22 protein-coding genes and 1 pseudogene are annotated in these 21,863 nt (G+C 33.5%); 6 read left to right on the top strand and 17 right to left on the bottom strand.

Annotated elements, in window-relative coordinates:
* Positions 1 to 68: 68 nt before the first annotated feature.
* The 4 genes from AC1RPU_RS01800 to AC1RPU_RS01785 form a co-directional block, all read right to left on the bottom strand.
* Complete coding sequence (locus AC1RPU_RS01800) at positions 69 to 1,043, bottom strand: aldo/keto reductase (protein WP_481761133.1); 975 nt, start codon at positions 1,041 to 1,043, stop codon at positions 69 to 71.
* A 418-nt stretch (positions 1,044 to 1,461) separates the two neighbouring features.
* Positions 1,462 to 1,782 carry a carboxymuconolactone decarboxylase family protein gene (locus tag AC1RPU_RS01795; protein ID WP_481761132.1) on the bottom strand — a complete coding sequence of 107 codons (321 nt, stop codon included), beginning with the start codon at positions 1,780 to 1,782 and terminating at the stop codon, positions 1,462 to 1,464.
* A 17-nt stretch (positions 1,783 to 1,799) separates the two neighbouring features.
* Positions 1,800 to 2,207 carry a cupin domain-containing protein gene (locus AC1RPU_RS01790; RefSeq protein WP_481761131.1) on the bottom strand — a complete coding sequence of 136 codons (408 nt, stop codon included), beginning with the start codon at positions 2,205 to 2,207 and terminating at the stop codon, positions 1,800 to 1,802.
* A 39-nt stretch (positions 2,208 to 2,246) separates the two neighbouring features.
* Positions 2,247 to 2,690, bottom strand: a complete 444-nt coding sequence (locus AC1RPU_RS01785; RefSeq protein WP_481761130.1) for a MerR family transcriptional regulator — start codon at positions 2,688 to 2,690, stop codon at positions 2,247 to 2,249.
* 251 nt (positions 2,691 to 2,941) lie between these two features.
* Between AC1RPU_RS01785 and AC1RPU_RS01780 the strand changes: the two genes are divergently transcribed.
* Both AC1RPU_RS01780 and AC1RPU_RS01775 read left to right on the top strand, forming a co-directional pair.
* A complete protein-coding gene (locus AC1RPU_RS01780) occupies positions 2,942 to 3,913 on the top strand; it encodes an ABC transporter ATP-binding protein (protein ID WP_481761129.1) in 972 nt (323 codons plus the stop codon).
* The gene (locus tag AC1RPU_RS01775; RefSeq protein WP_481761128.1) at positions 3,901 to 5,415 is read left to right on the top strand and encodes an ABC transporter permease/substrate-binding protein; all 1,515 of its coding nucleotides are present in this window, start codon (positions 3,901 to 3,903) and stop codon (positions 5,413 to 5,415) included. Before AC1RPU_RS01780 ends, AC1RPU_RS01775 begins: the two co-directional genes overlap by 13 nt.
* Positions 5,416 to 5,479: 64 nt before the next feature.
* Here the strand turns inward: AC1RPU_RS01775 and yidA are convergent, their stop codons facing one another.
* On the bottom strand, positions 5,480 to 6,289 hold the full coding sequence (gene yidA / locus AC1RPU_RS01770) for a sugar-phosphatase (protein ID WP_481761127.1): 810 nt from the start codon (positions 6,287 to 6,289) through the stop codon (positions 5,480 to 5,482).
* 61 nt (positions 6,290 to 6,350) lie between these two features.
* Positions 6,351 to 6,914, bottom strand: coding sequence for an elongation factor P (gene efp, locus AC1RPU_RS01765; protein WP_409021902.1), 564 nt, complete (start codon positions 6,912 to 6,914; stop codon positions 6,351 to 6,353).
* Positions 6,915 to 7,188: 274 nt separating this feature from the next.
* Between efp and AC1RPU_RS01760 the strand changes: the two genes are divergently transcribed.
* Together AC1RPU_RS01760 and AC1RPU_RS01755 are read left to right on the top strand one after the other, a co-directional pair.
* Positions 7,189 to 7,410 carry a hypothetical protein gene (locus AC1RPU_RS01760; RefSeq protein WP_481761126.1) on the top strand — a complete coding sequence of 74 codons (222 nt, stop codon included), beginning with the start codon at positions 7,189 to 7,191 and terminating at the stop codon, positions 7,408 to 7,410.
* Positions 7,411 to 7,536: 126 nt separating this feature from the next.
* On the top strand, positions 7,537 to 9,810 hold the full coding sequence (locus AC1RPU_RS01755; protein WP_481761125.1) for a hypothetical protein: 2,274 nt from the start codon (positions 7,537 to 7,539) through the stop codon (positions 9,808 to 9,810).
* Positions 9,811 to 9,876: 66 nt separating this feature from the next.
* Here AC1RPU_RS01755 and AC1RPU_RS01750 read toward each other — a convergent pair whose 3' ends face one another.
* From AC1RPU_RS01750 to AC1RPU_RS01735, 4 genes are all read right to left on the bottom strand, one after another.
* Positions 9,877 to 10,929, bottom strand: a complete 1,053-nt coding sequence (locus AC1RPU_RS01750) for a WxLIP family cell surface protein (RefSeq protein WP_481761124.1) — start codon at positions 10,927 to 10,929, stop codon at positions 9,877 to 9,879.
* A 67-nt stretch (positions 10,930 to 10,996) separates the two neighbouring features.
* On the bottom strand, positions 10,997 to 11,572 hold the full coding sequence (locus tag AC1RPU_RS01745) for a WxL domain-containing protein (RefSeq protein WP_481761123.1): 576 nt from the start codon (positions 11,570 to 11,572) through the stop codon (positions 10,997 to 10,999).
* 741 nt (positions 11,573 to 12,313) lie between these two features.
* Positions 12,314 to 12,943 carry an SDR family oxidoreductase gene (locus AC1RPU_RS01740; protein WP_481761122.1) on the bottom strand — a complete coding sequence of 210 codons (630 nt, stop codon included), beginning with the start codon at positions 12,941 to 12,943 and terminating at the stop codon, positions 12,314 to 12,316.
* A gap of 132 nt (positions 12,944 to 13,075) precedes the next feature.
* Positions 13,076 to 14,104, bottom strand: a complete 1,029-nt coding sequence (locus tag AC1RPU_RS01735; RefSeq protein ID WP_481761121.1) for a galactose-1-epimerase — start codon at positions 14,102 to 14,104, stop codon at positions 13,076 to 13,078.
* Positions 14,105 to 14,436: 332 nt separating this feature from the next.
* On the opposite strand from AC1RPU_RS01735, the gene AC1RPU_RS01730 reads away from it, so the two are divergent.
* Positions 14,437 to 14,913, top strand: coding sequence for a nucleoside 2-deoxyribosyltransferase (locus AC1RPU_RS01730; RefSeq protein ID WP_481761120.1), 477 nt, complete (start codon positions 14,437 to 14,439; stop codon positions 14,911 to 14,913).
* Between the two features lie 340 nt (positions 14,914 to 15,253).
* Here AC1RPU_RS01730 and AC1RPU_RS01725 read toward each other — a convergent pair whose 3' ends face one another.
* The 6 genes and pseudogenes from AC1RPU_RS01725 to AC1RPU_RS01700 form a co-directional block, all read right to left on the bottom strand.
* The gene (locus tag AC1RPU_RS01725; protein ID WP_481761119.1) at positions 15,254 to 15,457 is read right to left on the bottom strand and encodes a hypothetical protein; all 204 of its coding nucleotides are present in this window, start codon (positions 15,455 to 15,457) and stop codon (positions 15,254 to 15,256) included.
* Between the two features lie 24 nt (positions 15,458 to 15,481).
* Positions 15,482 to 16,561 (bottom strand): lactate oxidase, encoded by a 1,080-nt coding sequence (locus AC1RPU_RS01720; protein ID WP_481761118.1) that lies wholly within the window; start codon positions 16,559 to 16,561, stop codon positions 15,482 to 15,484.
* A 151-nt stretch (positions 16,562 to 16,712) separates the two neighbouring features.
* A complete protein-coding gene (locus tag AC1RPU_RS01715; protein WP_481761117.1) occupies positions 16,713 to 17,330 on the bottom strand; it encodes a flavin reductase family protein in 618 nt (205 codons plus the stop codon).
* 6 nt (positions 17,331 to 17,336) lie between these two features.
* Positions 17,337 to 17,969 carry an alpha/beta hydrolase gene (locus AC1RPU_RS01710; RefSeq protein WP_481761116.1) on the bottom strand — a complete coding sequence of 211 codons (633 nt, stop codon included), beginning with the start codon at positions 17,967 to 17,969 and terminating at the stop codon, positions 17,337 to 17,339.
* Between the two features lie 2 nt (positions 17,970 to 17,971).
* A pseudogene (locus AC1RPU_RS01705) lies at positions 17,972 to 18,934 on the bottom strand (ring-cleaving dioxygenase).
* Positions 18,935 to 19,039: 105 nt separating this feature from the next.
* Entirely contained in the window at positions 19,040 to 19,879 is an 840-nt protein-coding gene (locus tag AC1RPU_RS01700) for a LysR substrate-binding domain-containing protein (protein WP_481761115.1), read from the bottom strand.
* Positions 19,880 to 19,963: 84 nt separating this feature from the next.
* Between AC1RPU_RS01700 and AC1RPU_RS01695 the strand changes: the two genes are divergently transcribed.
* Complete coding sequence (locus AC1RPU_RS01695; protein ID WP_481761114.1) at positions 19,964 to 20,974, top strand: YeiH family protein; 1,011 nt, start codon at positions 19,964 to 19,966, stop codon at positions 20,972 to 20,974.
* A 62-nt stretch (positions 20,975 to 21,036) separates the two neighbouring features.
* On the opposite strand, the gene AC1RPU_RS01690 is transcribed toward AC1RPU_RS01695, so the two are convergent.
* The gene (locus AC1RPU_RS01690; protein WP_481761113.1) at positions 21,037 to 21,765 is read right to left on the bottom strand and encodes a Crp/Fnr family transcriptional regulator; all 729 of its coding nucleotides are present in this window, start codon (positions 21,763 to 21,765) and stop codon (positions 21,037 to 21,039) included.
* Between the last annotated feature and the right edge of the window lie 98 nt (positions 21,766 to 21,863).

Here is a 21,863-nt window from a genome sequence, read left to right as displayed (position 1 = left end):
AGATATAAAGAGAACCCTTGGGATTGAATTTCATTTCAATCCCAAGGGTTCTCTTTATATACCTCTTCTTATTTCACAATTTTATCAATTTTTGCTAATTCTTCTGGTGCAAAATCCAAATGCTCTAATGCCTTTAAATTATCCTTTAATTGACTCACACGACTAGCACCAATAATAACCGACGAAACAGAATTATCTTTCAAATCCCAAGATAGCGCCATTTCAGCCAATGTCTGGTTGCGATTTTTTGCAATTTCATTTAATTCACGAACCTTTTTAAGTGTTGATTCAACTCTCTCAGTAGACAAGGTATCAAATCGTTTCACTCTAGAATCGTCTGGAATACCATTCAAGTAACGATCAGTCAATAACCCTTGTGCTAAAGGACTAAAAGCAACTGTTCCTATCTGCTCTTGTTTTAAAACATCTTTTAATCCATCTTCTATCCAACGATCTAATAAATTATATCTAGGTTGGTGGACAACGATAGGTGTATTTTTAGCTTTTAGTAATTGAATCATCTTTTCAGCTTCTGGTGCCCGATAATTTGAAATTCCAATATATAAGGCTTTACCTTGGCGAACGAGTAAATCCAAAGCTTCAGCTGTTTCTTCCAACGGTGTATCTGGATCTGGACGATGGTGATAGAAAATATCAACATAATCTAGCTGCATACGTTGTAATGATTGATCCATACTGGCAAACAAGTTTTTCTTTGAACCCCATTCGCCATAAGGACCTGGCCACATATAGTAACCTGCCTTCGTCGAAATAACCATTTCATCCCGGTAGGCACTTAAATCTTCACGTAAAATGCGCCCAAAATTCTTCTCGGCAGCACCATCACCGTAATTATTTGCCAAATCAAAATAAGTAATTCCATTATCAAATGCTGTTTCAATAATATCTTTTTGCGTTGCTAAAGGTGTCTCATCCCCAAAGTTCTTCCATAAGCCTAAGGCAATAGCAGAAACTTTTAATCCACTATTACCGAGGCGATTATAAATCATTTTATCATAACGTTTTTCATTTGCTTGATACATTAACTATCTCCTCCTAAACTAATTACAAATTATATTATAGCGCTTTCACGTCTGCTGGACAATCATTTAATGTTACTTAAAATTCGCTTATCTTATTAATTTGTGCCACTATTATTAGGTAACTGAAGGAGTTGAGTCCATGTTTAAAAAAATAAACGATTATATAAATGTCCATTATATTAAAACATTCATCTTAACGTTAGCTATTGCAACCATAGTTAGAGTCATTGTTGCATTTTTCATAAATAAACACTTTTTGAATGTAGAATTTATTATTGCCGCGATTACGATTGTTATAATTTCACTTTTAATCAGACAAGACCTCAAGAAATAATTAGGTAAGCAAAAATACTGACTCGATACTTTTGACAAAGTACGGAGCCAGTATTTATTTAATTCATGTCCCACTTTTAAATAATTAGTCTTCAAAAACATCTTTTGCAATATTAAATGCAGACCAAGCTTTAGGCCAACCAACGTAGAAAGATAAATGTGTGATAATTTCAGCAATTTCTTCCTTCGTAATTCCATTTGTTTTGCCAATTGCCATATGTGCTGGCAATTGTTCAAAGTTACCACCTGAAATCAAAGCTGAAATTGTTATAATACTGCGTTGATGTGCTGGTAATTCACTTTCACGTGACCAAACTTCACCAAATAAAACATCATCATTTAATTCTGCAAATTTAGGTGCAAATTCGCCTAAGTTATCGCGACCTGCTGTTTGTTTCTTTACCATAATATAATATCCTCCTATTAATCTTTTAATTTACCGTACGTTTCGTCATCAACAGCTTCTAACCATTCAGGTGTCCCTGCTGTAATAGCAACATGTGAGAACCAACTATCTTTTGTAGCACCGTGCCAATGTTTAATCCCGTCTTTTGTGACAACAACATCACCAGCTTTTAAACGTCGTGCTTGTTGACCTTCTTCTTGGTACCAACCTTCACCGGCAGTGACCAATAATAGTTGGTAACCGTCGTGATGGATGTGCCAATTATTACGTGTTCCAGGTTCAAAACTAACATTTCCAACACCAACGTTTATATCTGGATCCGCCACTAACATGTCTAAATAACTTTGACCAACAAAGAAATCTTTATATGCTTCATTTTTTTCACCTATTGGAAAAAGACCGTTTTTAATTTGTTCCTCATTCATTATAATTACCTCACTTTATTTTATACGGTTAACCTAGCGTTAATCGTATATCGCGAATTGTTCTAGATACTTTTCAAAACTAATATCTTCTGACACTTCGTTTCCATTTGTTCTGTGTGAAACTTTTCTGTCATACCAATCAATTTTATGAGAAATAATTTCAATATTATGCTGTAATTCTACCATTTCAGACAGTGCATTTTCTTTTACCTTGCTGAGCATCTCGCGTCGTTCTTTAATGGTTGCATCACCTTGTGCTCGTAGTTCAACGTATTTAATTATTTCATTAATCCGCATCCCTGTCCCTTTAAGATGAAGCAAAAATCCTACCCATTTAATATCATGTTCCGTGTAATAACGTAAGCCTGCCGAATTACGGTGAGGCTTAATTAAGCCTTCTTTTTCATAGTAACGCAATGTAAAACTTGATAACCCAACTAATTTAGCAAACTCACCAATTTTATATTGTTGCTCATTAGTCATTCAATCGCCTCCTTCAATAGTTTCTATTAAAACACTTAGAGTTGACTCTAAGTCAAGCTTTTCTACATATTATTTTTAATATTAAGGCTTACTCCATCCATCAATTCAGACCGTTCCTACACTAAAATTTAATTCCAACATTTTAAAACAAAATCTTTGCTTAATAATTTTCATTCATGTAGAGTTACATCGAAATAGTTACCATTTCCAGATATATTACATATAAAATAAGAAGAAATGAGGGTTAGCTTTTGTTAGATTTCAAACACATAAACAAAACATTCAAAACAGTTACCGTATTAAACGACTTAAACTTACATATTGATACAGGGGAACTTTTTGTTCTTGTTGGCCCTAGTGGTAGTGGTAAAACGACAACTTTAAAAATGATTAATCGATTAATTGAGCCCACCTCGGGTACTATTAACTTTGAAAATCAAAATATTGATCAGATTCCGTTACATACTTTACGTTCACAGATTGGCTATGTCTTACAGCAGATTGCTTTATTTCCTAATATGACAGTTGCTGAAAATATCAGCTTATTACCAGAATTACAAAAATGGCCTAAAAACAAACAAAGAGAACGTGTCGATGCCTTATTAACACGTGTTGGTTTACCGCCTGAAGCATATCGTAAGAGAATGCCTAGCGATTTATCCGGTGGCGAGCAACAACGAATTGGTATTTTACGAGCAATTGCAACTAAACCAAAATTAATTTTAATGGACGAACCATTTAGTGCGCTGGATCCTATCTCAAAAAAAACATTACAAGATATCGTCATCGATTTACATGAGGAACTACACAATACCATTATTTTCATTACGCATGATATGTCTGAAGCTCTTCGCCTCGGAACTCGTGTTGGTGTTATGCATGATGGCAATCTCATTCAAGTTGGTACCCCTGACGAAATTAGAAATGCACCAAAAAATGATTTTATTTCAGAGTTTTTTGGGTTAGACGTATCCAACACGCAATTTAATTTAGCTGAAATGATTCAAAAATCATTTAGTCTTCCAATTGATGAACTCGCTAATAATCACGTCACCTCAACTCAAACAACATTTAAAGAACTCATATCTCTACTTTCTAAATATACAATTATAAATGTTAAAGATAACGACCAGAATCTCATTGGTGCAGTTGATGCCCAATGCTTAATTCGTTATGGTGCAAGCATGTCTGATAGCGAGGTGGATGACCAATGGCAAATTTAATAACAACTTTTAAAATGCACCGTGCTGATTTATGGACCGCTATTCTTCAACATCTACAGATATCATTAATTTCATTGCTGATTGCAACCATCATTGCCGTCTTTTTAGCAATTTGGTTAGCACAGCATAAAAGAGCAGCAGAAATTATGTTGCAAATTACCAGTGTTTTACAGACAATTCCTTCACTCGCGCTGCTAGGGCTATTAATTCCACTAGTCGGAATTGGAACACTACCTTCAATTATCGCATTAGTTGTTTATGCTTTACTGCCCATTTTTCAGAACACATATGCAGGTTTAACTGGTATTGATCCATCATTAGAAGAAGCCGCAACTGCATTTGGTATGACACGTGCGCAAAAACTTATTCGATTTGAATTACCCTTAGCTATGCCACTAATTATTTCAGGCATTCGTATTGCGCTTGTTCTAATTATTGGAACCGCAACACTAGCTGCTTTAATTGGTGCTGGCGGGTTAGGAACATTTATTTTGCTGGGAATTGATAGAAATGATATGAGCTTGATTATTATTGGCGCGTTGAGTTCTATTATTCTAGCTATTGTTTTCAGTGTTTTAATCCGGCAATTGCAGAATTTAAAGATAAAAACAATTACCATTATATTAATTACTTTAGGATTCCTATTTGCTGTTGGTGCCACAATCAATACTTTCACACATCAGAAAAAAGAATTAGTCATTGCTGGTAAAATGGGGGCAGAACCTGAAATTCTAATTAATATGTATAAAGATTTAATTCAAGAAGACGACGCCAATATCAAGGTTACTTTAAAACCAAATTTTGGTAAAACGAGTTTTCTATACTCTGCATTAAAATCTAATTCAATCGATATTTACCCAGAATTTTCAGGTACGGTACTTGAAGAGTTAGTAAAATCACCACTCAAAAGTACAAATGAAAATAAAGCCTACCAGCAAGCAAAAACCGAAATTAAAGTTAAATCAGATTTAGATTATTTAAATCCGATGGCTTATCAAAACACCTATGCTGTCGCTGTCACTAAAGACTTTGCAACTAAATACCATCTATCAAAAATTTCTGATTTATCACGAGTATCTTCAAAAATAAAGGCAGGCTTTACGCTTGAGTTTCTAAACCGTGATGATGGTTACAAAGGGTTACAAAGCAAGTATCATTTGTCATTTAACACTAAATCTTTTGAACCAGCACTTCGCTATCAAGCCATTGTGAATGGTAATGTAAATTTAGTTGATGCCTATTCAACTGATAGTCAGCTCGTCAAATATAATTTGGTCACATTAAAAGATGACAAGTCTTTATTCCCACCTTATCAAGGCGCCCCACTTGTTGCAAAGGGCATCTCACAAAAATATCCATCCATCAAAAAAAGTTTAAATAAATTAACCGGAAAAATTTCTGATACAGATATGCAAAAAATGAATTATCTAGTTGATGTTAAAAATGTCCCAGCAAGTACCGTCGCACACGACTACTTAACAAAGCAACATCTTTTAGACTAAATAAAAAGTTTGGAATCTCGCTAACCTCATGCGGACTCCAAACTTTTTTATATTTTATCGTTATTTAACCTACATAACGTTCTAATGCAACCGCAACACCATGATTAACGTTCGATTCTGTTACATAAGTTGCTGCTTCTTTTAATTCAGGAATGGCATTTCCCATCGCAACAGTCGTTCCGGCTACGGCAAACATCGTTAAATCATTATGTTGATCTCCCATTGCCATAACTTCTTCTTCTTTTAATCCCAGTTCTGCAATTAAATCTGTTAATGCATTTCCTTTATTAGCTTTTTTATTCAAAACTTCTAAAAATTCTGGCAAACTACGTACAACATAATAACTATCATCAAATATTTTTTGAATATTAATCATCTGTGCGTCTAAAACTTCAGGTTCATCCACAAACATAATTTTAGAAACGGTTAAGTCCCGTGACATTTCCTCTGGATTTCGTACAAATAATCCTTCATTATTTTCAGCTGCTTGAATAACGGTCACACGACCAACATCTTTATTAGATGTATAAATTCGGCTCTCATCATCTAAAATATTATAATGAACATTTAATTCATAACTTAATTTATCTGCAGCTATATACTCATCAAAGGTTAACGTATGTTGCGCTAGACGTTTTCCACTTACTGTTTCAATAATTGCACCGTTGTAGGTAATGACATATTGGTCATCCCCACTAATCCCTAATTGTTCAAGAAATCCAACCACACCAGCTAAAGGTCGTCCCGTACAAAGGACAACCTTAATTCCCTTTTGTGTCACTTTTTTGACGGCATCAATTGTTTCTTTTGCTAATCTACCCTCTGGATTTAGTAACGTATCATCAATATCTATTGCAACTAGTTTAATTCCCATAGTAATCTCCTCATTTTAAATGATTAAAAAAAGGCAGTCTCAAGAGACTACCTTTTCAATCTTATTTAGGTGCACGTTTAAGGTATGTACCTTCTTGTGTATTAATTTCAAGAACATCATCTGCTGCGATGAAATCAGGAACATTAACAACAAGTCCTGTTTCCATTGTTGCTGGTTTACCTGAACCAGTTGCTGTAGCGCCTTTGATTGAAGGCTGTGTTTCAGTAACACGTAATGTTACAACAGTTGGTAATGTTAAGCCAATAACTTCTGTACCGTAAAATTGGATTTTAACTTCCATATTTTCCAATAAGAATTTTGCTTCATGTTCGATAATTTCTCTTGGAATTTCATATTGTTCATATGTTTCCAAATCCATAAAAATAGCCATTGTATCCTGGTTGTACAAGAATTGAACTGGTTTTGTTTCAATATTAGCTTGTTCAACCTTAACTTCTGGACGCATTGTTGTTTCAACAGTTGATCCAGTACGAACGTCACGTAATTTCATACGCATAACTGTGTTACCTTTACCCGGTTTATGATGACTTGCTTCTAAAACTTTAATTAATTTACCGCCTTGTTCAAAAGTCATTCCGGCTTTTAAGTTAATTGCTTCAATCATAATTTATTATCTCCCTTTTTATAAAACGTTTCTCATTGAGTATACCAAATTGAAAAGGCTTAATCTATAGTGACACTTACAAACATCACTGGATTTTATTAAATAAAAAGTCAAAAATAGCGCATTTTCTTTATTATTAATCGTATATCCAAATTATAAGCTATATTTGTCCAAATACTTCGACAATATCTCTACACATCCTATACTAGCAAGGCTATAATATATATATAATCAAATAGTTAATTTTTTAATTATTTTGAAAGGAAGTCTTATTTTGCTAAAAAACAAATATATTAACTCATCTACTACCTATCAATCGATTATCATCCTTTGTTTCAGCTTGTTCTTTTTAACGTTACCAATTTATACTACACAAGCTGCTACATCATACACGCCTCCTGTAGGTTATCCAATGGGGGCTGCCACGAATGTCACTGGTTTCGCTGGTGGTACAATCACGTTTAATTCTAATGATATTGACTCCCTACAAGGTTAATTTTTTGCCAAAACATTTACTTCCTCAGGTACCGCCGGAGGTTCTTCTATAAAATACTTACAAAATTATGCTCATGATTCAACTGCTAATTTAACTGATGCTGATTATGCAAAGGTTAATCCTACAATGATTTCAGAAAATATTACCGGGGCTGATATGATTCAGTGGTATGGTAATAAAAATAGCTTTGTTTTTTCAAAATCTAATGATAAAGTCAAAGATTTATCATACTATCTACAGAATTCTCCCCCTGATGATGAAATCGCAAAAGCCATTGCTGGTTGGTCCATACCTTCAAGTAATGCCGGTTACGCTGATGCTATCAAGCAATTTAATGCAAAAAAAGATACTATTGATAAACTTTCTGATTTTCCTGTTATGTCAAGCAATGATATTTCATCATTTGCTGATGCTACTCAAAATATTACTGATGTCAGTGATTATTACGCTAGTTTCACTTCAACAAATTTCTCAAACTCTAAAGCAACAGGTTCTACTACTAAATCTAATAATGCTATCAAACGTGTTGATTTAAATACAGATAAATCAATTGATGCTGAAAAATATGCACCTGGTAAAACGGTTATTCAATTAACCGTTGATATGAATACTGCTTCAACAGATCAAGGCGTTGTCTTTGCAGATATTGATGGCTCTATTCCTTCATTTGAAGATGCTATTGGTATCAAAATTAATTTAGTCAATTTTGATATTAACACAATGAAAATGCCATTTTTCATGTTAAATTATAAGCATTTTTCTAATAATGATGCTGGTATCAGTTTTAATTTCAATCAAGGTAGCTGGATGACTTTCAATGCGTATCCACCTAAATCTGACGGATCTTCGATAGATTACAAGTTAGCTGGTAATAGTGATGGAACGCTATTTTCCGGACAAAATAGTAATGGTTCAGATACCACCGCTAAAAATCTTCTATCCGATGAACCCGTTGCAATCGATACAACTGATAAAAACTCTAAAAAAGTGAAATCTGTCTACAATACGTCTTCACATATTAGTAATAATTTTAATACTGAAAATGGTAAGATTTTTGTCGGAAGTTGGAAGAGTCCTTTATATGGTTCAGTATTAGCACCTAGTGCTGATGTCGACGTTGATTCAAGTAGCGATGGTCTCTTATATGGGAGTATTGTTACTGGACAAAATATTATTGGTAATTTAAACGTTCCTAGTGACCTTGCCTATCAAAGTATTTTTGATGCGTCTGATGATTTTGGAGATGACGCTATACAAGAATTTTTAAAAGATCCTGATTCAAGTAACTCATCTCATCCTACTATTAAGTCTATTTCGTTACCGGGTTATACTTCTACAGATACTGGATCTGGTACGACTCATTATATTCCACAAATAGACCCTTACGATTTTCACTATTCATTAAACAATATCACTGATGAATTACCTGAAAATACCGTTCAAACAACTAAAAAATCACTTGATACTACAGTCAATATAGATACGAAATCAACAACCGATAAAACTGAAAAATATTACTTATGGTACAGTTTCAATAATGGTCCTTGGGAAAAATATTCAGAAAATGGAACAACTGAACTTACAAATTCTAAACTAGAAATCACTGCAAAAGATGCGGACGATCTTGCAAAACAATACAGTACGGACCATAGTAAATATAAATATGACGAATCTGCTTATACTGATGGGACTACATATTCTAAATTAATTGATGACAATGAATTGATTGGTTATCATCTTTTCCATAAGAATAGAATTTCATATTTAGTCACATCAACTCACGATTCGGGTACCTATTCCAGTTATAGTAATCACACAATTAATGATATCTTAAGCGGTAAAACGAATGATACAATTTCTGCTGCAAATCTCGCAAAATTAAATCCGGATTACACGCCTATTTCATATAATTTACACGTTGCAGGAGATCTTTTAGTATCCTATCCAAAAGTATTTGATTTTGGTAATTTTACAGCAGGAACTTCTGAAAAAACACCTACAGTAACTGCAACTGGTTTGTTAACTGTCGATAATCCTTTTGGACTTAACTGGAATTTAGTTGTTAGCACAAGTGATAAAGATAATCTAAGTGATCCTTTCTTTATTCCCGATCAACTTGGTTGGTTTGAAAAATTGCAAACGAGTATGCTTGGTAATTCCACAATCACTTATGGGAATGCCTCAGATATTAAAACAATTACATCTAAAGATACTCTTTTAAGTTTAAACTCAACTATTTTTGATTCTGATACAACATCAGTTATTAGTAAAAACTACTATTCTGCACAATTATCATTAAGTCTAAAAACTAAAAAAATTACTCATCCTGGTAAATTTCAAGATAACGCAACTTGGTCATTATCATCACCAAGTATCGTTGTAGATTCATCAAAAGAATAAGAAATCTAATCGACAAAAAGACGCCTAATAAAAATTAGACGTCTTTTTGATTACCATTCATTTTGATTACTTATTTTCTAGTGATTCTTCCTTATCTTTTTTTCTTCTTTTTAAAATAATAAAAAGTAAGAATAAAACTAATAAAATTAATAAAGCAATAATACCAATAATTAACCACAATAACCAAGATATATGAGGCTCTGCTGCCTTATTATCTGATTTAATCTGTTTAATATTGGCTTTAGTAATTGTAAATGAATTCGTTGCTTTCCAAGATTTATTATTTCCGGTAACGGTATAATGGACATCATATTTACCAGCGATTAACTTGGCTTTAGTTAAGTCTAATGCATAGCTAAATTTAGCGTTGGGTGCAAAATCAACGTCCTTAATTGTTTTGTCATATAAAACAGTACTACTACTATCTTCTGTAATAGTTGCTTTAATTGTTGTTGGTCCAATCACAATGGGTACATCATTTTGCATATTTGTTTGTAGTGAAACTTTATTAAATGCGTTCAATACCACTTTAGAATCGCCAATTGTCATTTTGGGATTAGGATTATCGACCGTTTCAGATTCTCTAATGACTGCTTGAACAACGTACGCAAATCGATTAGTAATTGAAATACCTTTTCCTTTATTCTTTTCCTTAATAACTTTTTCTTGTACGTTAAAGCCACCTAAAATAATACCGGAAAATGACGTAGCGGGTGTTTTCACTGTAAACGTAACTGTTGCTGTTTTTTTAGGTCCAACCACAACATCTTGTTTTTTTGAGACAAGTTCTGAAAATTGATACTTAGCAGTCGCTGGCTTTTTTACATTTGTCTTATCATAGACAATTAGTCCATTCGTATTTGTATATGAACTATTAGGGCTCACAACAATCGTTTTAGTATCGTTTTCTAAGTTCTTAATTTTCAATGCCAATGTCTGTGTTGAGTTAGGGTTCATTTTAATATCAAATTGTGCTGCCTCTCGATATTGATTAGCAGGCGTTACTTTGGCTACCGTAAACCCGGCACTATTAGACTTTGCATAGACATTGGTCGATACAGTAATAAGTGTGACTATCGCGATAGCTAAAAAGCTTAAAACTATTTTTCTTAATTTCATTATTTCGATTCTCCTTAAAAAAAAAGACTGCCTTAGGCGGTCTTTTTTCTGTTACGTTTTAATTAGCTTAGTTAAAAGCTGCTGCACTAGCATTTCCTTGAGTTGCAGTCCATGTTAAATCAGCTGAAGTTGTTGCAATTTTAGTATTTTTACCAAGTTTTAATGTTGCACTATTGTCAGCATATGACAATGTTGTAGCACCAGCGCCTGTTGTAGCTGTCGCGACAGGAGCTGCAGCACCAGCTGGTGTTAAAGTAGCAGCAGATGCTGTAGCATCTGAGTCTGTTTTAACTGTAGCAGATGCAAGATCTAATGAGCTAACCTTAACTTCAGCATCAGCCATCACACCTAATTGTGCAGTAACATTCCAACCACTATCTGTACCTACGTAATCGGCTACATCTAAAGCTTGAGAAGCATCTTTTGCGCCAGTTGATGTAATATCTGTACCAGTCGTAACTAATGCTTCATTTAGTTTTGTTGTGAAACTGAACGATGGTGCACCCGTTTGAGTAAAAGTACCTGCTTCAATGTTTAAACTAGCTGTACCTTTACCATCTGTTGAATCCGCTGAAACACTTGAGCCAACAACTGCTGTTGAACCAAGTACTAATGCTGCAATTAAAAATAAATTCTTTTTCATAATATAAATTCCTCCCATTTATTGATTAAGCCAATGCTTGAAAAGGGGACGTTGACCTTTACCTAATAGTACCATATAATTTACATAAGATTCAACTGTAATATTATCAGAAGAAACTCTATGATTAAGTCCATATACGCCAATTAATATAGCGTTTACATGTTATTTACAAGTATTTTTTTAGGTTTAATTTTTTCAAACCATTTACTGAAAGTGTACAATCAATTTTTAAATAGAATGATTCCTACCTACCCCCACTTTATAACCATTAAAGGTAGAGCCTTTAGTCATTAATAACCTTTTTTTAAGTTAACTAGAATTTAAGTGTTACTATCAATTATACTTTAAGTCCGCTTATTAAAAAGATTCGATTATCCTAGTTCAAACAAGCTCAAATGGCGGTACGCTTACTTTTTAAGAAAAGCCAACAACTTCTAATGAAATTGATTTCAGCTCTTCTAATAAGACGATTTTCGATTTACCCTCATCAAGTCTTAGTGATGGTACAACAAGTTCTGTAATTAACAAATCTTATTATTATGCAAAACTAACTTTAGATTTTACAACTTCAATTTTTGATACGACAGGGAAATATAATTACGATTCACTCTGGGCTATTTCACCAACTAAAGATAGCGGTATCGTAAATGAGTCAACTAAATAATTCTAAATAAAAAAGGTTTACTCCGTTAAGTAACTAACTGAGTAAACCTCTTTTTTTGTGTCGAAATTTCTAATTATTTACAGGACATCTTTGATATCTGTATCCCCATCATGCATCGTAATTACTTTTCCGATTGTATTATCATGTGCGATAACTGAAACTAAGACGTCTGCCACGTTTTCAAGTGAGTTAGAGCCCGCTTGACCATCATTTAATGTTACTTTACCAGTACCTGGCTCATCTACTAAGGTGCCTGGCTGAAGAATTGTATATTCTAATTGCGTATTCTTCATTAGCCAATTATCAGCATAAAACTTAGCAGTCATATAATCTCTTAATGATGAAACTTCAATTTTTTCTCTATCCAAAGAGTAAACGGAACTCAACATTACAAAACGCTTAACATGAGCTATTTCAGCTGCTTCCATCGTTTTAACTGCCCCATCTAGATCAATCTTCATTAAGTCTTTGCCGCCAGAACCAGCAACAAATAATATGGCATCAACAGCCTGCATATTCTTGACTAATTTATCTATACCTTCTAACAAATCAACATAGACATAAGTAATATTACCTTTATCTAAATTATCTGTATGTCTTGAACCCGCCAAGACTTGGTAACCTTTATCAGCTAATTTACTTGTTACTTTTTGGCCAATTCGACCATTCGATCCAACAACTAATACTCTTTTTATTTCTGTCATCATTTATACACTCCTTCGTTTTATCCTGACTAAAGTCTACATCTTTCTCGACTAAAATGGTATGACTTACACTCGTAAGTTAACGACAAAAAGACAGTCACTATTTTTACCATGACTGTCTCAGTTGATTACTAATTAATTTAATTTAAATTCTGTAACTGTTTTGTACGTATCGCCTACACGTAAAACAATATCACCAAATTCAGGGAATTGTTCAGATCCAGGTGCTGATTGTGTTTCAAATGTAATTGCTGCATGATTAGCTAATTTTTTACCATGCATAATTGGCGTTACTTCACCAAAGTTAGCCGTGAAGATAACTAAACTTGTTGCATCAGTTGAAACTGAGACAGAAACTTCTTTATCTGGACTAACTAATTTTGCTGATTCTTTACCAACTGCAGGATTATTCAAGAAAAAGGGATGATCGATACCATTAACTTGATTTTTTTGAGCAAAATCACTTGTGAAAACGTCATGTAATGTCTTAGCTTGACGGAAATCGTAAGGCGTTCCATCAACAGACATCTTTTTACCTGTTGGAATTGAATCGGGTTCTAATGGTGCAAACTTATCGCTATCTACTTGTAATAAATTGTCATCTATTGTTTCTGTGACGTCACCCATAACATTAAAGTAAACATGATTTGTTGGATTATATAGTGTATCTTTATCCGTTTTAGCAGTCGTTTCAAGATGCCAAATGTTATCATTATTTAATAGATATTTTACATCAATTGCCATGTTTCCAGGGAAACCATGTTCGCCTTCTGGGCTATCTAAATGAAAAATAACAGCTATTTCATTTTCGTTTTCACTTATTTTATACGTCCACTTTTTAGTATCAAATCCTGGCGTACCACCATGCAATGTATTTGTACCTTCGTTAATTTGCACTTGGTAGCTTTGATCATTAATGTTGAATTTACCATCTTTAATACGTCCAGCAACACGACCAATTGAAGCGCCAATAAAACTATCTTTTTCTAAGTATTCATTTGCTGAATCAAATCCAAGAACAATTTCTCGTTTTCCAGTACTTGTGGGTACCTTGAGGCTAACAATTCTAGCCCCTAAATCTGTGAGTGATAATTCAAACCCATTATCATTTATAATCGTTATTAAATCATAGTCATTTCCAAAATCCTTTGTTTTAACTTGCATATTTATCTCCTCCGCTTACTGTATTTGTCCATTCTTATTAATACTAGTCCATTTTAATTAGATATTCAAGAAAGCGTTTACTTTTTTATTGAATAATTACCTTTATTTTACTGAAAATGACATAACCAACCTTTATTTCTGTTATTTCTCTAAAATGTAACGTCATTATAAGCGAATAACTATAATAAATACAAATGTATAGTTCGTTTTTTGTTATCATGTTTATGGAATATTATGTTTATTTATCATTAAAAGATTAATAGCCGAATTATTAATTGATTTATTTTTTAATTATTAGTATACTTACATTATTAATATAAAAGGAGTTTACAATGACAAAAAAACGCGTTTATCTTGCAGGACCCTTTTTCACTCCAGAACAAAAAGAACGATTAGATTTGGTAGCCGATCTCCTAAGTAAAAATCCAACAATTAACGCAGATGCAATTCATCTTCCAGGAAACGTTCAATATCCAGATGCGGACTTCGGCACATTTGAATGGCAAACAGCTACCTTCCAAAATGATATTCGCCAAATTGATCAAGCAGATATCGTTGTTGCAGTTCTTGATTATCAATTGGAAGAAAACAATGATGAAGCTGACTCAGGTACTGTTTGGGAATGTGGTTATGCTCATGCCAATCGCAAACCTGTTATTTTAGTTCGCCAAAATAAAGGTATTCCCTTAAATCTAATGCTTGCTGGAAGTTATACAGCAATGTTTGATGGTTTAGAAGATATCCAAAATTTAGCAACCTACGATTTTAAGGTTTTACAAAATAAGTATGTTGATTTATCAATTTTTTAATTGATCCAATGTTTCACGTGAAACAAAAATACTCTATGCTATAAATCTTTTAAATCGGATTTAAATACAGTAACAGATATTATTTTTATATTTCTAGTACTGTATTTTTTTCTCTCACAAATTGAAGCACCAAACAGTTAATAATATGAAAGAACTTATTAACTAACGACTTATTATGTTTGCTAGTTCAATAACAAACGTATTTCTTATAAATTAAAAAGTATGACCCAATAGAAATATAATTGGGTCATACTTTAGTATCTTAAATACTATTTAAATGCCTAACATCATTGTTACTATTTAACAATAGTTAACAATGAACCGTTTTCATCAATAAAAATTATCCTCGTGCTAATAATAAGTTAAATAAACCGCCCATTGTTTTATCCGATAATTCGATTTCTTTACCAGCTTCTGTCACTTTAGTAATTTCATAATAATCTTCAAATTCGGGTACTTCTAATTCCATCATCGCAACAAAAGCAGCAGCTGTTTTGTAAGTTGCTTGTAATTCTTCTCCATGAATGTAATTAATAACTAGCATAATTGTATCCCCTTATTGTTTTCTTTAAATAAGTTCCGTTTTTTTTATATCATCAACCGTTTTTGTTCCAGCTAATTGCATATCAATTGTTAATTCCTTAGCTAAATGTTCAAAGACTGATTGAACGCCTTTCGCACCACCCAAATGAAGCCCATAAACCATTGGACGGCCAATGGCAACGACATCCGCCCCACTAGCAAGCGCTTTAAATATATGTGAACCACGACGAACGCCACTATCAAAGACAATTGGCACTCGTTTATTGACCTTCTTAGCAATTAACTCAAGAACATCAAACGATGCAGGTCCGCCATCTAGTTGCCGACCGCCATGATTTGAAACCCAAATACCTTTAGCTCCAGCTTCAATAATAGCATCAACATCCAATGGTGATTGAATACCTTTAACGAAAACGGGTAAGTCAGTATAATCAGAAATACTCTTAATATCTGCTAAACTCAATGTTTGTTTAGCATTAGCATAAATAGCTGCGATTCCTTGTCCTTCACCTTCACCATATTCAGCTAAATTAGCCATTGGTTGAGGGAAGATAAATTTATTAATACTATCAGCTTCACGATTACCACCTAGTGTTGAATCAGCTGTTAATATGATAGCCTTCATCCCCACTTCTTTGGCTTGATCTAATAAAAAATGATTAAATTTATCATCTTTACTCATATACAATTGGAAAAATTGAGGTCCACCAGTTCCTCCATTATATGTTTCTGAAATCGTTTTATTTGAATACGTACTAAGCGACATAATTGAACCAACTGCGGCCATCCCCTTAGCAGTATCAATTTCACCTTGTTCATGGGCTAGCCCCTGTGCCGCAACTGGAGCTGCTATCATTGGCATTTGTAAATCAATACCCATAAATGTTGTTGATAAATCCGGATTTTCGATATTTTGTAAAACTCGAGGTGAAATTTGCTTATGATTAAATGCACTTGTATTTTCGCGTAACGTCCATTCATCCTCAGCTCCACCAGCAATATACCCAAATGCACCCTTTTCCATACGTGCTTCCACTAATTTTTCTAATGATTGAACATTGGTGATTTCAATCGAATGTTCTTCTTGACTTGCTTGATATCCCATAATTGTATCCCCCTATACTATTTATACTTGTAGTGTAGCCCTTAATAATAAATACTGTCATCAATAACACTTACTATATGTCAATAACGGCTATATAATTATTCAATCCATACAACAATGGCTAATCAAAGAATTACTAATTTGATATTAACTATTTTGGTCGAATTAATTTATATTGCTCTCCTAAGTTAGCGTATTCTGGTCCAGCCAGCCTCGCCACTGGATCTAATTTTTTAGCATTAATATACATTTTTTCTTTATCCAAAACATCATCTTCTATGTGAAAACAAACCACTTCAAGAATAAATAAATCCGTAATAATCTTACCATCATCCATAATAGGAACATACTGGTTCAATATAACTTCAAACCTCGCTTTAACACCATCAATCCCTGGCACCAATACCTTATTACTAGGAACCGTTGTTAATTTCAATTCGGAAACTTCACTCTCGTCTAGTCCAAAACTAGCAGCGCTCTGATTAACAAATTCCATTAATTCACGTGTTGGTAATTGGACCACAGCCTGTTTCGAACTAACTAAATTAGCCGCGGTGTGTTTCATTTCACCATTTCTACGTCGATTAATTGATATCGACATTAATGGCAACGTATCCGATACAACACTAAAAAAACTAAACGGAGCTAAATTAATTAGTCCCGTCTCATTTACAGTAGTAACCCATGCTATGGGTCTCGGAATTAATGTACCAGACATTAATTTGTACTGATTTTTAGCCGATAATTCGTTACTATTAAATGAAATCATCTTATATTATTCCTCAATTTTTAATCTATTGGTCTTATCTAACCATTGTTTAGCATTCCGTAATTCTAATTCTGAAATTTGATGTGATTGTTCAGCCTCAAAACTGGTAAATTCAATATTAAATTCTCGACAAAACTTCTTTAGTTCATCAAAATTTGATTTTGAAACAATTGGATCTAAAAATCCATATGAACCCCAAATTTTAATATCACTTAAGTCGACAGTCGCTTTAATATTTTCCGATAACACCATAGGATGTAGTAAAACAGCTGTTTTAAATAGTGCCTGTTCCGTTAATAATGAATGGAAGGCAACGTTAGCCCCATTAGAATAACCTAGGACAATTAATTTTTCTGGATCAAAAGCGTACTTCACAGCTAACTCATTAATTACAGTCATTAACCAATTTGTCTCTACAGATAAACTATTTAAATCGAAATCACCATCCGGTAAATGTGCAAAATAGCGTGTTAAACCATTCTCTATTAACCGTCCACGAATGCCAATTTTAGGACTATCTGGAGCCAAAAAATCTGCAATTGATAGTAAATCTGATTCCGTTCCACCAGTTCCATGCAACATTAAGATTGTCGCATTGCCAACCCTACCAGCTTTATAAGATGTAATTGCTTCTGCCATATCTATAACTTCTTGTCTGAATTGAAATTAACTAAGTGAGCTTCAATATCTGCACGTTGGTCTTCTAAAAATGGTGGTAACTCTAGGTGAATACCAGCTTCTTCATATGTTTCATCTTGCAAGAATCCAGGACCATCCGTTGCAATTTCAAATAATACACCTTCACCAGGACGGAAATACTCTGATTTAAAATAGAATCGGTCAACAAAACCTGAATCACGAATACCAACTCTTTGTATTTGTTCAATCCAATAGTTTAATGACTCTTCATCTTCTGTCCTGAAAGCAATATGATGAACTGTTCCATATGCTTGAATCTCATTCGGTAAATCTTGGTCTTCTTCGATAATAATTTGTGCGCCATGTCCACCATCGTTCAATTCATATAATGTACGTTGATTTTCTGTGGCAATTTTATCAAATCCCAATAATTGTCTTAACACAATATCCATACGTTCTGGATAATCCACTGTAATAATTGTTGTTCCTAACCCATTAATTGCGAACATCTTGGGAACCGGACTATATAATTAAGGTGTCCCAGCTTCCACACCATGATTACGTTCGTCAGAAATTAATTGATATTGCTCATGATCAAAATCATAAAAATTCATTGTTTTACTGCCAAAATTCATTTCAATTTCATCATGTTTAATATCATAATCGTCAAATCGTTCTGCCCAAAAATCTAGGGCATCATCGCTAGGAACTCTAAATCCAATTCTCGAAATACCATTTTTTCCTTTTGTGCCTTGAAATAAACCCGGAAAATCAAAAAAGGTAATATCGGTTCCTGCCGATCCCATATCATCCGTAAAGTATAGATGATAGGTTCTAACATCATCTTGATTTACTGTTTTTTTAATTAAATGTAATCCTAATATTTCTGTCATAAAATGAAACATTTTTGGTGAACTTGAAGTAATAGCTGTAATATGATGTAATCCTAATAATTTAGTGTTCATGATTGATACCCCCAATTTATTTAATAAACTTAAATTATCACACTTACTAAAAGTAAGCAATTTATTTAACCTAATTATTTTATACTTAAGTCTGATAACCTTAATCTATACTTTAGAAGATTCATTTATTAAACAAGTTACAAATTCTTGAATTGGCTTTGGTAGTTCGTTTCTTCCAACAAGGTAGAATTCACGCTGATACTGTTTTGATAGTACTTTGACTGGTATCTCTGGGTAATCAGTCAGTGCAGTCTGTGAAACAATTGATTGCCCTATACCTTGTCTGAGCAATTGAATAATTAATGAATTACTTTTAATCGTCATGAAGTGCTCTAACGTTAAATTATTTGCTTTTAAGTAGTTAATTGAATAATGATAAACACCTGATCCATGTTCTCTAAGTAACCACGGCTCATCCTCATTACCAGCCCAAACTAATTGATCAGTCGTCAACGAGTAACGTTTAATATTCTTCTCAGTCAACGGTTTTTCAATAAATCCAAAATCTAACTTATGTTGCTTTAATTGTTCCATAATTTGTGATGAATTAAGAACGCTAACTTCTAATTCTAATCGTTTTAGAGATTCCTTATTTTTGCGTAACAGGTCAGGTAGTAAGTATGCTGCAGTGGTGTGTGAGGCAGCTATTTTACAGGCAATTTTCTGATCAGTTTTTTGATGTTTTAAGGCAAATAAATCTTGCTGCCATAAATCTAGTAATTGCTGTGTTTGCTGGTAAAGTAGCGTTCCACTCTCGGTAGGTACAATTTGTTGTCGGCCATTTCTTTCAAATAACATAACACCTAATGTTTCTTCCAATTGCTTAATTTGAACTGAAATCGTTGGTTGTGATAAAAATAGTAGTTGCGCACTAGTAGTAAAGTTCCTTGTTTCATAAACTGATTTAAAAATTTCTAAATTTTTAAAAATATTAACCACTTCCATTCGTTTTATTAATAGTACTTATTATAAAGATTTATTTTATTAATTAAAAGAAATCAGCTATAGTTAAAGTATTGTTTAGAGAGGATGATCATATTGAAAAAAATAACTAACTTACTACCAGGATTTATCGTTGCCTTACTAATTGGGCTTGCCAGCTATTTTATTGCTAAACTTTGGTTGCCCATGTTAGGTGGTGCAACTATTGCTTTATTCATTGGAATCATTTTAGGTAATACTGTTCTACATCAACCCACACTAACGGCCGGAACTAAATTTTCTGAGAAACGTTTATTAGAATACTCAGTTCTTTTGTTAGGTGCGACTATCACATTTCAAAGTATTAAAGAAATTGGTTTAAATGGCTTACTTTTTACTTTTCTTCAAATGAGTATCACAATTATTTTTGCAATTTGGCTAGGTAAAAAATTAGCCTTTGGTGAAGGTACTTACTTATTAATGGCCGGTGGAAATGCTGTCTGTGGTTCATCAGCCATTGGTGCAATTGCCCCAGTTATTGATGCTGATAATGAAGAAACTGGAATTTCAATTACGTTAGTTAATCTAATGGGAACCATTTTAATGTTAACATTACCTATTATTGGAACCCTCCTCTGGGGTGGTAACAATGTTTTCAGAGGTGTCTTAATTGGTGGAACTGTGCAATCTGTTGGGCAAGTAGTTGCAAGTGCAACTATGCTAAATCAGGATGTCATCGTAACTGCTACATTGTTCAAAATATTAAGAATTATTTGTTTAGTATTTGTTATTACTATTTTTAGCTATTTACACAGCAAGAATCAACCTACCCAAAAAGCGTCACAAGTAACAACAAAAAAATCAACTTTAGTTCCTTGGTATGTTATTGGATTTTTAACACTTTGTGTCCTTAATAGTTTACATTTTTTACCTTCACGAATTGGTGAAACTGCACATTTTCTAAGTACATGGTGTGAAATAATCGCCTTAGCTGCTATTGGCCTTCGGTTAAATTTAAAATCACTATTTAGTCAAGGCAAGCGTTTATTACTTTATGCTGGTGGTATTATGCTTGTTCAAGTAGTATTAGCAATCGGTTTAATTACAATTTTATTTTAAAAAAATAATCATATGACCTGGCCATAATATGCCAAAGTCATATGATCATTTTTTTATTCAGATTATAATTTAAAGATGCGTTCTTGCCGGTCAAAACTCTGATCAGCAAACCAACCTTCCAACAATGTTAATTGCTGCCGTTCAAAAATGATTTCCTTATTTTTAGCCAAGCACTTAATCACATGTCCGGCTGTTTCACGAGTAGTCCCGCTAACTAACGCTAGCTCTTTAATCGTGACACGATAAGGAATAACGACATGCTTTTCTGTGAAATCAGCACCTAATTGTTCTGCTAAAATATTGATAGCTTGTACAATTCGATCATGAGCACTAGACGTTACCATTCTTTGCACTTGATTCTCTGTAGCGCTTAGAATTGTTGACATCTCCCTTATTGATCGAGTAGCCATCAGAATATTTTGCTTCAATATCCGTTCAACTAAGGCCATTGGGAAATAGACGATTTGTATATCCGTCATGGCTCTCGCTAAATAAGGGTAATTTTTATCACTTAGTAAGCCTCGATACGGAAATCCTAAGTCATTTTTGATATATGAATAAAATCCAAAGTCGCCATCAATATCAAATCGTTCAACCCGTATTACGCCTTCTATTAAAAAATAAAAACGTGTACGTTGATCATTTTCGTCAAAAAGAACCTGACCTTTTTGGAACGATTTGATACTCATGTTGTTCATTAGTAAATTGGCTTCTTCATCAGTAAGTGCTTCAAAATCTGATAATTTTCTTAAATACTGCATATATTGGGGTACTGCTTTAATTTTTTGCATTGTTTGATCCCCTCCACTAATTACTAACTCCCTAAACTCTCTCCTTTATCATTTTAACATGGATATTCCTTGGCCACAATTTACCTTACAACTTTGTT

It is taken from the genome of Dellaglioa sp. CoH-55-MRSF-7 (assembly GCF_056782235.1).
The sequence above is the reverse complement of the archived record's forward strand: the minus strand, read 5'-3'. Positions and strand labels throughout refer to the sequence as shown.

Excerpts from the sequence above, each read along its gene's own strand:
- AC1RPU_RS01800 (WP_481761133.1), bottom strand. The coding sequence starts at position 1,043 with ATGTATCAAGCAAATGAAAAACGTTATGATAAAATGATTTATAATCGC.
- AC1RPU_RS01795 (WP_481761132.1), bottom strand. The coding sequence starts at position 1,782 with ATGGTAAAGAAACAAACAGCAGGTCGCGATAACTTAGGCGAATTTGCA.
- AC1RPU_RS01790 (WP_481761131.1), bottom strand. The coding sequence starts at position 2,207 with ATGAATGAGGAACAAATTAAAAACGGTCTTTTTCCAATAGGTGAAAAA.
- AC1RPU_RS01785 (WP_481761130.1), bottom strand. The coding sequence starts at position 2,690 with ATGACTAATGAGCAACAATATAAAATTGGTGAGTTTGCTAAATTAGTT.
- AC1RPU_RS01775 (WP_481761128.1), top strand. The coding sequence starts at position 3,901 with ATGGCAAATTTAATAACAACTTTTAAAATGCACCGTGCTGATTTATGG.
- yidA (WP_481761127.1), bottom strand. The coding sequence starts at position 6,289 with ATGGGAATTAAACTAGTTGCAATAGATATTGATGATACGTTACTAAAT.
- efp (WP_409021902.1), bottom strand. The coding sequence starts at position 6,914 with ATGATTGAAGCAATTAACTTAAAAGCCGGAATGACTTTTGAACAAGGC.
- AC1RPU_RS01755 (WP_481761125.1), top strand. The coding sequence starts at position 7,537 with ATGATTTCAGAAAATATTACCGGGGCTGATATGATTCAGTGGTATGGT.
- AC1RPU_RS01750 (WP_481761124.1), bottom strand. The coding sequence starts at position 10,929 with ATGAAATTAAGAAAAATAGTTTTAAGCTTTTTAGCTATCGCGATAGTC.
- AC1RPU_RS01745 (WP_481761123.1), bottom strand. The coding sequence starts at position 11,572 with ATGAAAAAGAATTTATTTTTAATTGCAGCATTAGTACTTGGTTCAACA.
- AC1RPU_RS01740 (WP_481761122.1), bottom strand. The coding sequence starts at position 12,943 with ATGATGACAGAAATAAAAAGAGTATTAGTTGTTGGATCGAATGGTCGA.
- AC1RPU_RS01735 (WP_481761121.1), bottom strand. The coding sequence starts at position 14,104 with ATGCAAGTTAAAACAAAGGATTTTGGAAATGACTATGATTTAATAACG.
- AC1RPU_RS01730 (WP_481761120.1), top strand. The coding sequence starts at position 14,437 with ATGACAAAAAAACGCGTTTATCTTGCAGGACCCTTTTTCACTCCAGAA.
- AC1RPU_RS01725 (WP_481761119.1), bottom strand. The coding sequence starts at position 15,457 with ATGCTAGTTATTAATTACATTCATGGAGAAGAATTACAAGCAACTTAC.
- AC1RPU_RS01720 (WP_481761118.1), bottom strand. The coding sequence starts at position 16,561 with ATGGGATATCAAGCAAGTCAAGAAGAACATTCGATTGAAATCACCAAT.
- AC1RPU_RS01715 (WP_481761117.1), bottom strand. The coding sequence starts at position 17,330 with ATGATTTCATTTAATAGTAACGAATTATCGGCTAAAAATCAGTACAAA.
- AC1RPU_RS01710 (WP_481761116.1), bottom strand. The coding sequence starts at position 17,969 with ATGGCAGAAGCAATTACATCTTATAAAGCTGGTAGGGTTGGCAATGCG.
- AC1RPU_RS01700 (WP_481761115.1), bottom strand. The coding sequence starts at position 19,879 with ATGGAAGTGGTTAATATTTTTAAAAATTTAGAAATTTTTAAATCAGTT.
- AC1RPU_RS01695 (WP_481761114.1), top strand. The coding sequence starts at position 19,964 with ATGATCATATTGAAAAAAATAACTAACTTACTACCAGGATTTATCGTT.
- AC1RPU_RS01690 (WP_481761113.1), bottom strand. The coding sequence starts at position 21,765 with ATGCAAAAAATTAAAGCAGTACCCCAATATATGCAGTATTTAAGAAAA.